Source organism: Algoriphagus sp. AGSA1, assembly GCF_021390545.1.
Taxonomy (GTDB): domain Bacteria; phylum Bacteroidota; class Bacteroidia; order Cytophagales; family Cyclobacteriaceae; genus Algoriphagus.
In genome coordinates this window covers 172,674-185,160 of record NZ_JAJUWR010000001.1, presented here as the reverse complement: position 1 = coordinate 185,160, position 12,487 = coordinate 172,674, and the positions used below count along the sequence as shown (strand labels likewise).

Below are 12,487 nucleotides of genomic sequence, written 5' to 3'. Positions count from 1 at the left end.
GGACCTGCGTCCTCCGCATAAATCTCCGCACCCACTGCGGTTAGGCAAAACTATAATTTCCACATACCAAGTTATTTCCCTAGATGTGAACGGAATTGAATCTATTTTTGATATATGAATACCATGACTGTCGAAAGAACCATTTCCATCCGCGGCCTTTTTCGGATCAGCCGACCAATCAATCTGCTGATGGTAGCATTTGCACAGTTGATGACAGCATACTTTTTAGTAGAAACCACCCGTTCAGGTTTGCCTATACTCCAAGATTACAAGCTCTATGTGATCATCTTTTCAACCCTGCTGATCACTGCGGCCGGCTACATGATCAATGATTATTACGACGTCAAAATCGATTATGTAAACCGGCCTGGGAATGTGGTAGTCGGAAAGGGGATCAAGCGCAGAGTAGTGCTCTTGCTTCACACCTTGCTGAATTTCACGGCGATTGGATTGGGTCTTCTCGTCAGTCCCACCGTTGGCCTAATCAATTTTGCCGCTGCGTTTTTGCTTTGGTTTTACAGCAACCAGCTGAAAAGGGAACCGTTTATCGGGAATTTCACTGTGGCCCTACTGACAGGAGTATCCATTTATCTGATTGCCTTCCATTACCAAAAGTCAGAATTATTGGTACTCACCTATGCCATTTTCGCCTTCTTCCTCAATCTTATCCGGGAGATCATCAAGGATATAGAAGACAGACAGGGAGACCGAAAGCATGGCTGCCGCACCTTGCCCATCGTGATTGGATTCCGAAAAACAAAAGCTGTGATTTTTCTGATTGCAGCTGTGTTTGTCTGCGCAATATTGGTGGTGACATTCAAGTTAGATCTAACGGTTATTTTCATCTACTTCGGTGGACTCGGAGTGTTCTTCATGTATTTTATGTACAGAATCTACATCGCTGACCGCAAGGATCACTTTACGCAATTAAGTGCCATTGCCAAGGTCTTGATGCTCGTGGGGACGCTGAGCATGGGGTTATTGTAAGCTGGGGTTGTGAATTACCCGAATTAACCATCCACGAATTTCAATAATTGTCCAGAGCCTCATCCTATTTTTAAGTTAAACTACATACAGCTATATACAATCTCTTGTAACTAATTAAAACGATATGGAAATAATTATATCCGATAGGAGAAATATAAAGATTGAAGCCATTTTAGAATTATATCGTGCCAATAACTGGAGCTCTGCAGACAAACCAAGTGAGCTCTATAAAGGACTAATGAATTCCCATTCCCTATTCTCAGCATGGGACAAGGACAGACTTGTCGGAATTGGCAATGCTATTTCAGACGGTTTTCTCGTCGTTTACTACCCTCATTTACTTGTTCACCCGGATTTTCAAGGAAAGGGGATCGGAAAGATGATTATAAGTAAAATGCAGGAAAAGTATGGGCATTTCCATATGCAGATGTTAACAGCCGACGGAAAAGCAATCAATTTCTACCAAAAAGCCGGTTTTACAAAAGCAGGAGATACAGAACCCATGTGGATTTATAAAGGGGATGAGCATGGCTAAACTTTAGGTAATAAATCAAGAGAGCTTATGAACCGAAATCATAAAAGGTAAAGCACTCATGTTCCTGATAAATCGCGGAACAGACCCGTAAATCTTAAATTCAAGGTCATAAGTCCCAAATCTTCCCTATTTTCAGGCAAATTTTTCAAAAATGCTAGACAGCAAATTACTTGTAATCAAAATCGGGTCGAATGTACTGACTCAGGAAAACGGCCTTCCTGATCTGGAACGAATGGAAAAACTCGTGGCCCAAATCCAGGAGCTGACTTCCCGTGGAAAGAAAATCGTGCTGGTGAGTTCCGGGGCAGTCGCTTTTGGGAGGCAGGCTATTCCGCTTCCCGAGAAACTCAATCCCGTCTTCAAAAAACAAATATGGGCTTCTACGGGTCAAATCCGCCTGATCAATCAATACCAAAACTTCTTTGAAAAGCATAATCAGCCAGTTGCCCAGATCTTGGTAACAAAGGAGGATTTCCGCGACAGAAAGCATTTCCTGAACATGAAAAACTGCGTACAGGCATTGCTTTCACAGGGTATTTTACCCATTATCAATGAAAATGACACCGTTACCATCACAGAGTTGATGTTCACCGACAACGATGAACTTGCAAGTCTTACGGCTGCTATGATCAATGCGGATACGATGGTACTGCTGACCAATGTGGACGGAATCTTCACGGGAAATCCTTCTGAGCACACTTCCGAACTTATAGAAAAGGTGGCTTCCAGCATGCCCGAAGTATCCAATTACATATCCGCTTCCAAATCATCTTTTGGACGGGGCGGAATGCTTACCAAGTATGCCATGGCCAAAAAATCTGCAGATCTGGGCATCCAAGTGGTGATTGCCAACGGCAAGCGGGACAATGTTTTGGGTGAATTTGCAAACAAAACCTTGCGTTGCACCTGGTTTGAGCCGCAGAAAGCCAAGCATGGCGCAAAGAAATGGCTGGCACATGGAGAACATTATTACGTAGGAGAAGTTACAATCAATGAAGGTGCAAAAATCTCCCTTACCTCCGAAGTAATCCGAAGTTTATTGCCGATTGGAATCATTAAACTGGAAGGTGAGTTTTCCAAGGGAGATATCTTGCTTATCCGCGATGAATCCGGGCATAAAATCGGGCTTGGCCGCGCAGAGTATTCCTCCAACATAGCCAGCGAAAGAGTTGGCCAAAAGAACCAAAAAGCATTAATCCATTACGATTACCTCTATATTTTCGATTATGACTGAGTACCAACATATATTTGAAGGAGTAAAAAAAGGAGCAAGAAAATTGACCGGGCTCAGCAATGAGAAAGTCAACCAGGTGTTACATAACCTGGCAATTTCGGCGGTGGAGAACATGTACTTGCTACTGGAAGAAAACCAAAAGGATCTGGATCGCATGGATAGCAATGACCCTATGTATGACAGGCTTTTGCTTACCGAAGAGCGAATCCAGAATATCGCCGGTGAAATAATCCAAGTAAGCGCCCTACCAAGTCCATTGCATCACGTCTTGGAGAGCAAAACGCTGGAAAACGGACTCTCTCTGGAGAAAACGACCGTTCCTCTAGGAGTAATAGGAGTCATTTACGAAGCTCGGCCAAATGTGACGTTTGATGTGTTTACACTAGCGCTGAAGTCGGGAAATGGCCTAGTTCTGAAAGGAGGATCAAATGCAGATCATTCCAATCGCGCCATCATGAGCTTGATCCATCAAGTATTGGCTGTTAATGAGCTACCAACCGATGCTTTCCAACTGCTACCAGCAGACCGGGCTGCTACCAAAGCACTTTTGGAAGCTGTGGGTTTTGTGGATGTGATTATACCTCGGGGTTCACAGGGGCTTATCAATTTCGTAAGGGAAAATGCAAAAGTGCCTGTCATAGAAACAGGTGCCGGAATAGTCCATACCTATGTGGATGAATCAGCTGATTTGGAGAAAGCAACAGAGATTGCTTTCAATTCCAAAACCCGCCGACCAAGCGTGTGTAACTCCTTGGATTGCCTGGTGATCCATGAAGTTCATCTACCTGTTTTGAACGACATAATTGCGCCGATGCTGGAAAGCAAGGTTCAGATTTTTGCGGACGAAAAATCCTTTGCTGCTTTGGACAGTAATGAACTGATCTCACCAGCTGACGAATCACATTTTGGAACAGAATTCCTTGGACTGAAATTAGCCATCAAGACCGTTGCGAATTTGGACGAGGCGCTGGATCATATAGCAACATATTCCTCCAAACACTCTGAGGCCATTGTCGCCGAAAACAAAGAAGTAATTGATCGTTTTCTACTCGAAGTAGATGCCTCGGCTGTTTACGCCAATGCCTCCACTGCATTTACCGACGGTGCTCAATTCGGACTGGGAGCCGAAATCGGTATCAGTACCCAAAAACTCCATGCCCGTGGCCCAATGGCTTTGAAAGAGCTTTGCAGCTATAAGTGGATTATAAGGGGAAATGGACAAGTGAGGGATTAAAGTAGTCAGTTTCCAATTGATCAGTTGTCAAAACTTCGACATTCGAAATTCATCATCGGATATTCGACATTTGAAGATTTGAAGATTGAAAAATAGGCAAAAAATGATCTTTAGCGTTAGAAATGTACCTCAAAGGTTATTCAGACACACCGAGTGGAATCGAAGGGTTACTATTAAATTGTCTTAAACTCAAGACATTTCCACCCAATATTTGTCTTGAACCTAAGACATTTTTACCATATATTTGTATTGAACTCAAGACAATGCAATGGAGGAGCTTTATATATTCCAACAAAATCTCATTTCCCAAATCTCCTTAGATTGGAAGAGATATCTATTTTCTGAAATAAAAGGCGATGAAAAATTACTTGGAATAAAGGGAATTCGAGGCGTTGGAAAAACAACGTTACTGCTTCAATATTTAATTTCTTCCCCGCTCAATCCAACCCAAAAACTGTATGTAACGGCGGATCACCCCTATTTTTATCAAAATTCGCTCTTTGAGCTAGCTTCACAATTTTATTCCGTTTCAGGCCAACTTCTATTAATTGACGAAGTACATAAATATAAAAACTGGTCCAGAGAACTTAAGCTTATCTACGATGGATTTCCAAATCTAAAAGTAATTTTCACCAGTTCTTCAGCTTTGGATCTGTATAGAGGGGAATCAGATTTGAGTAGAAGATTAATCACCCAAAACCTAGAGGGGCTTTCTTTTAGAGAATATCTGAGACTAACACAAAAGTTAGATTTACCGAGTTTTCCATTAGAGGAATTGATCACAAACCATCTGGAAATAGCGTCCACTTTACTTTCTAAATTCCATGCTATTCCAAATTTCAAGAACTATCTCAACTATGGATATTTCCCAATAGTGAATCAAGTTACACCTGAAAGTGTCAGCAGCCGGGTTTTCCAAATCATCAATACCGTACTTGAAAGCGATCTAGCTTTCGCAAAAGAATATTCCCCATCCAATATTGCCAAAATCAAAAAACTACTCGGTGTAATCTCGGTTTCAGTGCCTTTCGAACCAAATATTTCAAAAATTGCAGAAAAGTTAGGTTTGGGCAGAACGACCGTCTATTCATTTCTAGCTCATTTGCAAGACGCTAAGCTCATCCGGATGATTAACAAACAAAATCGGGGAATCAACTATTTGCAAAAGCCTGATAAAATTTATTTCGAAAACACAAATTTTGCTTTTGCCCTTCAATCGCAACCTAATTCCGGAACAATTAGAGAAACGTTTTTTGCCAATCAATTATCAAATACCGGCCATAAGCTTGAACTAAGCACAAAAGGAGACTTTCTGATTGATCAAACTTGGACAGTAGAAATTGGCGGAAAATCAAAAGACGGAGAACAAATCAAAGGAGTTGAGAATAGTTTTTTGGCACTGGATGAACTGGAGATAGGTTTTGACAAAAAAATCCCATTATGGCTATTCGGGTTTCTGTATTGAAATTTGATCATAAAAAAACCTTGGAGGTAAAAAACCTCAAAGGTTGACCAGCCCGATGGGAGAATTCCATTAATTTCGTGCTAGACCAAACCAATCAAACACCTTGAAACGCCTCGCAATCCTTGCCTCCGGAAGCGGTAGCAATGCCGAAAAAATCATGGCCCATTTCCAGAATTCTGAAAAAGCAGAAATTGCGCTGGTTGCCTCCAACAAGGCGGAAGCTTTTGTACTGGAGCGGGCAAAAAAATTCGACGTTCCCACATTTATTTTCTCCCGCAAGGAGATGGATGCCGGTATTTTACTGGAGAAACTCCAATCTGAAAATATCGATTGGGTGATTCTGGCAGGGTTCTTACTGAAAATACCAGTCGATTTGACCAGAGCTTTCCCCGATAGGATGGTGAATATACACCCAGCTCTTTTACCGAAATACGGAGGAAAAGGGATGTATGGAAGTTTTGTACACGAAGCGGTAAAAGCCGCAGGTGACACCGAGACTGGGATCACTATCCACCTGGTCAATGAAAACTACGACGAAGGAAAAATAATTTTCCAGGCTTCCACCCCAGTTACCGACTCAGACACACCTGATTCCATAGCCGAAAAAGTTCATATCTTGGAGCACAAACATTTTCCGGCGGTGATTGAAAGCTTGTTGTAAGAATTAGTACAGTGCTTTCTATAAAAATCCTTAATCTTGCAGGACTGTTTTGAACTAGACCTTTTAAATTAAACAAAGACCAAATGAGAGGTGGTGTCCATTTAGATCAGCGGAAATCAGCGGCCTTTTCTGTGGGAATCTGCGGGAATTCTTATTATACACTTTCAGATAAAGGAAGGTTTACGGAAATGCGCAATTATCTAAACCTTCGAACATCCGCTACCTTTTCTGCGTCTATCTGCGGAAACCACACCATACTATCCACTTAAACACTATCCCATGATTCATAAATCTCCAATTACCTCCTATTTTGTTTTATTCTTAGCCTCTTTGGTTTCTTTCACCACCGCCACGGCTTCCTTTGGTCAGACGATCAAACTTCCCAGCAACGCTGAGATCAACTCCGGTCTGAAAGAAGCGCTGGAAAAAGCAACGGGAATCAGCGCAGATCGTCTAGGTGCAAAGGATGGATACTTGGGAAATCTGGATGTGAAGATCCTTTTCCCCGAAGAAGCCAGAAACGTGGAAAAAACCCTACGCTCGATGGGCTTGGACAATTTGGTAGATCAGGCGATCACCGGTCTCAACCGTGCCGCCGAAGATGCAGCTCTGGAAGCCAAACCTATTTTTACGGATGCGATCAAACAAATGAGCATTGCCGATGTGAAAAATATCCTTTTGGGAGAGGACAATGCTGCCACAAACTACTTCAACACCACCACTTCTCCTGCGCTCACGGAGAAATTCTCACCCATCATAGATGGTAGTCTGAAAAAAACCGATGCCACCAAGTACTGGGAGGATGTGATGACCCGCTATAACAAGGTGCCCTTTGTGAAAAAAGTGGATACCGACCTCACCGCTTATGTGACGAGAAAAGCCATTGACGGGCTCTTTGTAGAAATAGCCAAGGAGGAATTGAAAATCCGCGAAGACATCTCTTCCCGGTCTTCGCCTTTGCTCCAAAAGGTATTTGGCTATGCCAAACAAGCGGATAAGTAAGCTACCGGAGGACTTTAAGGCCAAGTATAGAACTTTAACCATGCGGGTTTACAATTTAACCACGGTGGTCACGGAGGATTTCGCAGAGGCCACGGATTAGAGTTGATTCTCAAGCAAGAAGTTAACTTTGATGAGGTTTTTCAGCGACAGTCGGGAGACTGTTTTGGATAGGCTTAAGTCATGAGACTTGAATAGTGAGGCTGGTTCTAGGTTTCAGCCTTCACTATTCGATATTTATTATTCCGACTCCTATCTCATTTACAGCACACAATTCAATTATCCCCTCCACTACCTTTCTAGCTGCCTTGAAAATCCAGCATCTTGATTCTTGGCTCTAGGCTCTTGCTATTACGCCATCGTTCGTGTCACACGAACGGCATCTGTGGACTGCGAACTTATCTTTGTTCTTGGTTCTAGACTCTTGATTCTTGGCTCTTGCTACTAGCTTACTAATGCGTGCTACTTAATCACCTTACCTGCATCCACTTCTTGCTTTCTCTATCCACAAATGTGATGGGGACAAATTTATCCGTGGGGGCTCCGATATAATACACGGTCCAGTTGGGATCATGCTTGGTCAGCATCTCGGAGATACAATCCGCCCGATGGGCAGTGGGATTTTGGCATTCATCCCAGTAGAATAACTCTACTTTATAATGCAGCGACTTTACCTCATTGTTAATGATCACTTGGATATCAATGTTTTGTTTTCCTGGCAGGTTCGGGATAGGAATGGCGATGTGACTCATGGGTTTGTGTGTTTAGGTGTGTACTATTGCTACATTTATTCTGGTTTTATAGTGTCTCCCTAAGAGTCCCTCATAGTTATTGGGATCTAAAGGTTGTATTATCACCTTTATTCTTGCTACTGGCTACTAGATACTTTTTACTAACTACTCACTTTTCAGACTATCCACAGGATTGGCATAGGCAGACTTCAGTGTCTGACTCCCTACGGTAAGCATTGCCACCAACAGAATAAAGACCGAGGGAATAGCAAACAAGTCCAAGCCCACATCAAACCGGTTGGCATAATTTCCTAACCAGGATTGTATCAGGTAGTAGGAAATGGGAATAGCTATCAGGCCAGACAACCCGACTATTCCAAGAAAGCCTTTCGATAGAATCCACATCAAAGAGGGTTTCGAAGCTCCCAATACCGTCCTGACTCCTATCTCTTTGGTACGCATCTGCACCATAAACGCCGACAAACCATACAATCCCAACCCCGCAATCACAATAGACAAGAACGTAAATAGCAAAACCGTTTTTCCAAATTGCTGTTCCTGATGATATTGGGCATTATACATATCATTCAGAAAGTAATAATCGTAGCTGAACCCCGGATATACCTGCTTCCAAAGATCCTCCAGACCTGCAACAGCCATTTGAGAATCCTGCGTATTCAGTTTGATAATAAAATTGCGTGTAGTATTATCTTTCCATAGCATCAATGGCATGTAAGCTTCCTTGGGTGATCGCTGGTGGAAATTCTTAAATACCCCATGAATTTCAGCAGGTTTATCAGATCTGTAAAAGGAAATTTTCTGACCCACTGCCCCTTCAGGTGAATTAAAACCCAGCTGGTGCATGGCCGTTTCACTGATCAACACTTTTTCGGAAGGAGTCTCAGGCTCTAAGGGACTTCCCGCCAGAAATTCCAGTCCCATGACTTCCGGGTAATTTTCCTTTACACCATAATGGTAATAGGTATAACCTCCCTCCTTCTCATCTTCTCCCAGTTTACTAACGCTACCGGTAGAATTCATATCCTTTGTTTCAGATCCAGGTACGGAACTGGCTTGGGTCACAGCTCTCACCCAATTTTTTTGTTCAACCAGGTTTTCAAATTTTTGGATCAGGTTAGTATGCAAGGAATCGGATCCCACGTTTTGCGGAGTACGAATGACTAAAGTATTGTCTATTGCTACACCCAGATCCTGGGAATTGAGAAATTTCATTTGCTTAAATACTGCAAATGATACGCAGAGTAAAACCACTGATGCGATGAACTGCACATAAACCAAGCTCTTTCTAAGGACAACTCCCTTACCTGTATTACTGAACTTGCCCTTTAAGACAAGCATTGGCTTGAACCCGGAAAGCATGATAGCCGGATAAAATCCGGAGAACAAGGTCCCGAAAAGTACCAATCCCATCACCAAAAGCAGGAGTTTGAGTTCACCGAAATGATGTACCGAAAGATCTACGCCACTGAAATTTTTGAAATAGGGTAAAAGTGATAAGAATAGAATAACTGAAACTGCCGCTGAAATCAAGTTGATCAAAAAAGCCTCACTGTAAAATTGCATGATCAATTGCATTTTGCTCGAACCAATCGTCTTTCGCACCCCTACTTCTTTTGCCCGGTCCATTGCCTTGGCCGTGGACAAGTTGATGTAATTGATCCAAGCCAAAGCCATCACCAGTATCCCTATCAGAAACATGAAATTAACGGTCTGGGCACTGCCGTTTACCTCCGGCTCATAGGTCTTATTGGAGTACAAATGAATATCCTTGATGGGTTCAGCAAGAACAATCTCATTTTCCATTTGCACATTGTCCTTAGAATATTTCACCAGTTTCTCGTTAAAGTCAGCCAGATCCACCCCTTCATTCATCAAAAGAAAGGTGAACTCATTGTTAGCATTCCAAAGATTACCGGCATACCATTCTTCGAAAATAGGAAGTGTCACATGGGACATCAGCAAATCATATTTCATATGGGTATTCTGAGGCAGATCCTGCATCACCGCCACTACTTCCAGCGGAGTGGGATTATAAGGAAATTGGAGCATCTCCCCCACCGCATCAGATTTTCCAAAATACTTATTGGCCAATGTCTCGGAAATAATCACCTTAAAAGGCTCCGAAAACTTGGAGATAGCCCGATCATTGACAAAATCAAATGAGAAAATATCCAGTATAGACTCATCTACCAGATAAACTTTGGACTCATAGCTCTTTACATCTGTGGAAGGAGCTTTAAACTCTATAGGTTCCATTGGAAACATCCGCACATAATCTTCTACTTCTGGCATTTGCTCCGTTAGCTCTTGTCCCAGCAACTGGTAGGTCTGGGCATCATTGAGAACAAATTCATTTCCATTGTAAATATCCAGCGTGATGCGAAAGATACGGTCAGCATTGGAGTGCATATCTTCATAACTGCGCTCAAAATCAACATAGAACAGGATCATCAAGGTGGAAACCAACCCAATGCTCAGCCCGGCAATATGGATGAAGGAAGAGGTCTTGCTACGGAGTAAATTTCTAATCGAAAGCTTAAAGTAATTTTTCCACATGGCTATTGTTGAAAGACGGGAAGGTTTCATTGTCCTTCCTGGTTCTTGATTCTTGGCTCTTGATTCTTGCTTTCTTCTACTTCCATGCCATTTGCAACCCTTCGAATTGGCCTATTTGGCAATAAAGGCAACGCATTGCAGGAAATCCACCGAACAATTTTGTCCGCTGGTGGGCAAAGTTACTAGTGGGTCAGGTACTATAGGGCATGCTGAATAACACCAGCTCTACACTGGTGTTTTCCGAATCCTGTGACGCCTGTATTGATTTACTGGTAAAAAAACGGATATATATAATTTTATAAAATTTGAGACTCCCTCACTCAACAACGGTGGATATCTCAAAAATCTCTTCCTGCGCATTTTTGGAAGTGACTGAAATTCTGAGATCAATCGTTTCCCCTTTTGAGAGAGATGTCAGATTATCCAGTTTACTGTTTACTAATTCAAATGGCTTTAAGCTTTTGGTCTTACCTGTGGCAAGCAACTCAAATTCTCCGTCATTTTCTCTCCACACTTTTATTGTAGAGGATTTTGATTTTACCTGGCCAAAGTTCTCAAGCGGAACAGTGACCGTGCTTTGATTGACCACAGGTTTTCTTGTAGATAGTATAGCGGGATTATAATCCACCCAGGGCAATCTTGAGTAGCCAAAAACCAGTTGGCCATCCTTATTCTTTCCAATCAGTTTTCCCACAAAATCATCTTCCTTAAACCCATTTCCCAAGCCCTCGAATGTGATTAGAAGATCATCTCCTTTAGCCTTAAATGCTTTTACTTTAGCACCTTTTCCAAAATCAACTTCTTCACTTGTCCCAAAATGAAGACTATTCAGATCCAATTCTTCCAGTGGATTAAATCCTCTTTCCGCTTTCACCAATAGCTTCATGCTGTTGGACTGGCGCGTGATTGGCTTCTTATTGAGCAATTCTAATTGAAGCCCAACTGCTAGCGGGATACCGATGTTTTTGGAACTGTGTGAATCATTTGGCTTGTCTTCGTTTTTCAGTGTGTCTATAACCGCAAAATTTGCCTGGGTCGCTCTTCCCAGACCATCCTGAAATATCTTAATCCGTTCATATTTAAACCAATCCTCGGCTGTCCCATCTTCATAAATGGTGATGCCTGGCATGTAGGCCTCCCCTGGATCAGTTTTCCAATGCACGCCGTCCTTTGATCTTAAATAAAAGGCGATTCTGCCCAACCAATCATTCACTATCAGATGATATTGGATATTGTCTCTCCAGACAACAGGATCCTCAAATCTGCCGTCAACCGGCGGGTAAACTCTTTTGTCCGTAACTTGATAAAAAGCGCTTAGGCCATCTTTACTAAACCAGACTCCTCCTCCCCTACACACCATTAGGTAGGAACCGTCTTCTCTCTTGGCAAAAGTCAGGTTTGACAACCCTTCAATTATAGGCCTATCCCGTTGATCAAATTCATATTTGCTGTATTCCCATGGGCCATATAGGCTTCGGGATGAATACCTGCCATCAATCACATAGAGAACATAATCGCCGGCGTCAGTTTTATAAATTTCAGGATTGTGCCCTTTTCCTATTTCATCTACCACCCTAAAAGGCCCCATTGGCGAATCTGATTCGGCATGCACCACAATAGAGTTTGGCCACTCGTGATGCCCTTTTGGAGAATCCTCTCTCCACCTGCATACATACATATGAAATTTACCGTCCTCCCCTTTCAGGATATTCCCGCCCCAATAAGACCATTCATTGTCCTCAATTCCATTATCGATGTACCTAGGAACTACATCTGCTTTTCCCCAAGTATTGGATGTAAGTTGACCAATAGGAGGAATTGGTTGGAATAGGTCTATAAACTTTCCTCCCTTAACTAGGTTTTCCCATTCCTCAGGCCGTTGTCTTTCTTCCACCTGACCAAGTATAGTCCCTGACCAGAAAAAGCAAGCAATAAGGAATAGGCCGGCGTAGCTTGTTTTTATTTTATGATGAAGCATTAGTTATAGCAATTGTAAGTAATTCCAGTATTGAATAAAGTAAGGAACAGCTGTAGGACAGTGATTCCCTATCCCGCAGCTGTTCC

At 42.5% G+C, this 12,487-nt stretch carries 10 protein-coding genes; 7 read left to right on the top strand and 3 right to left on the bottom strand.

Features of this window, described 5'->3' with window-relative positions:
• The first annotated feature begins 123 nt into the window (after window positions 1-123).
• The 7 genes from LZF95_RS00685 (at window position 124) to LZF95_RS00655 (ending at window position 7,118) form a co-directional block, all read left to right on the top strand.
• Entirely contained in the window at window positions 124-987 is an 864-nt protein-coding gene (locus LZF95_RS00685; protein WP_306422245.1) for a geranylgeranylglycerol-phosphate geranylgeranyltransferase, read from the top strand.
• Window positions 988-1,111: 124 nt separating this feature from the next.
• Window positions 1,112-1,522, top strand: coding sequence for a GNAT family N-acetyltransferase (locus LZF95_RS00680; RefSeq protein ID WP_233753033.1), 411 nt, complete (start codon window positions 1,112-1,114; stop codon window positions 1,520-1,522).
• A gap of 151 nt (window positions 1,523-1,673) precedes the next feature.
• On the top strand, window positions 1,674-2,756 hold the full coding sequence (gene proB / locus LZF95_RS00675) for a glutamate 5-kinase (RefSeq protein ID WP_233753031.1): 1,083 nt from the start codon (window positions 1,674-1,676) through the stop codon (window positions 2,754-2,756).
• Window positions 2,749-3,990, top strand: a complete 1,242-nt coding sequence (locus LZF95_RS00670; protein ID WP_233753025.1) for a glutamate-5-semialdehyde dehydrogenase — start codon at window positions 2,749-2,751, stop codon at window positions 3,988-3,990. The genes proB and LZF95_RS00670 overlap by 8 nt, the downstream gene beginning before the upstream one ends.
• Window positions 3,991-4,258: 268 nt before the next feature.
• Window positions 4,259-5,455 carry an ATP-binding protein gene (locus LZF95_RS00665; RefSeq protein ID WP_233753023.1) on the top strand — a complete coding sequence of 399 codons (1,197 nt, stop codon included), beginning with the start codon at window positions 4,259-4,261 and terminating at the stop codon, window positions 5,453-5,455.
• Window positions 5,456-5,558: 103 nt separating this feature from the next.
• Window positions 5,559-6,116 (top strand): phosphoribosylglycinamide formyltransferase, encoded by a 558-nt coding sequence (gene purN, locus LZF95_RS00660; RefSeq protein WP_233753016.1) that lies wholly within the window; start codon window positions 5,559-5,561, stop codon window positions 6,114-6,116.
• 279 nt (window positions 6,117-6,395) lie between these two features.
• Window positions 6,396-7,118 carry a DUF4197 domain-containing protein gene (locus LZF95_RS00655; RefSeq protein ID WP_233753013.1) on the top strand — a complete coding sequence of 241 codons (723 nt, stop codon included), beginning with the start codon at window positions 6,396-6,398 and terminating at the stop codon, window positions 7,116-7,118.
• Window positions 7,119-7,585: 467 nt separating this feature from the next.
• Here LZF95_RS00655 and LZF95_RS00650 read toward each other — a convergent pair whose 3' ends face one another.
• From LZF95_RS00650 to LZF95_RS00640, 3 genes are all read right to left on the bottom strand, one after another.
• Window positions 7,586-7,867: a hypothetical protein gene (locus LZF95_RS00650; protein ID WP_233753005.1), complete on the bottom strand. Its 282-nt coding sequence runs from the start codon at window positions 7,865-7,867 to the stop codon at window positions 7,586-7,588.
• A gap of 144 nt (window positions 7,868-8,011) precedes the next feature.
• Window positions 8,012-10,423, bottom strand: a complete 2,412-nt coding sequence (locus LZF95_RS00645; protein ID WP_233753003.1) for an ABC transporter permease — start codon at window positions 10,421-10,423, stop codon at window positions 8,012-8,014.
• A 316-nt stretch (window positions 10,424-10,739) separates the two neighbouring features.
• Window positions 10,740-12,401, bottom strand: coding sequence for a glycoside hydrolase family protein (locus LZF95_RS00640; protein ID WP_233753002.1), 1,662 nt, complete (start codon window positions 12,399-12,401; stop codon window positions 10,740-10,742).
• Between the last annotated feature and the right edge of the window lie 86 nt (window positions 12,402-12,487).

Coding starts and splice junctions, on each gene's coding strand:
- LZF95_RS00685 (WP_306422245.1), top strand. CDS start 124: ATGACTGTCGAAAGAACCATTTCCATCCGCGGCCTTTTTCGGATCAGC.
- LZF95_RS00680 (WP_233753033.1), top strand. CDS start 1,112: ATGGAAATAATTATATCCGATAGGAGAAATATAAAGATTGAAGCCATT.
- proB (WP_233753031.1), top strand. CDS start 1,674: ATGCTAGACAGCAAATTACTTGTAATCAAAATCGGGTCGAATGTACTG.
- LZF95_RS00670 (WP_233753025.1), top strand. CDS start 2,749: ATGACTGAGTACCAACATATATTTGAAGGAGTAAAAAAAGGAGCAAGA.
- LZF95_RS00665 (WP_233753023.1), top strand. CDS start 4,259: ATGGAGGAGCTTTATATATTCCAACAAAATCTCATTTCCCAAATCTCC.
- LZF95_RS00655 (WP_233753013.1), top strand. CDS start 6,396: ATGATTCATAAATCTCCAATTACCTCCTATTTTGTTTTATTCTTAGCC.
- LZF95_RS00650 (WP_233753005.1), bottom strand. CDS start 7,867: ATGAGTCACATCGCCATTCCTATCCCGAACCTGCCAGGAAAACAAAAC.
- LZF95_RS00645 (WP_233753003.1), bottom strand. CDS start 10,423: ATGTGGAAAAATTACTTTAAGCTTTCGATTAGAAATTTACTCCGTAGC.
- LZF95_RS00640 (WP_233753002.1), bottom strand. CDS start 12,401: ATGCTTCATCATAAAATAAAAACAAGCTACGCCGGCCTATTCCTTATT.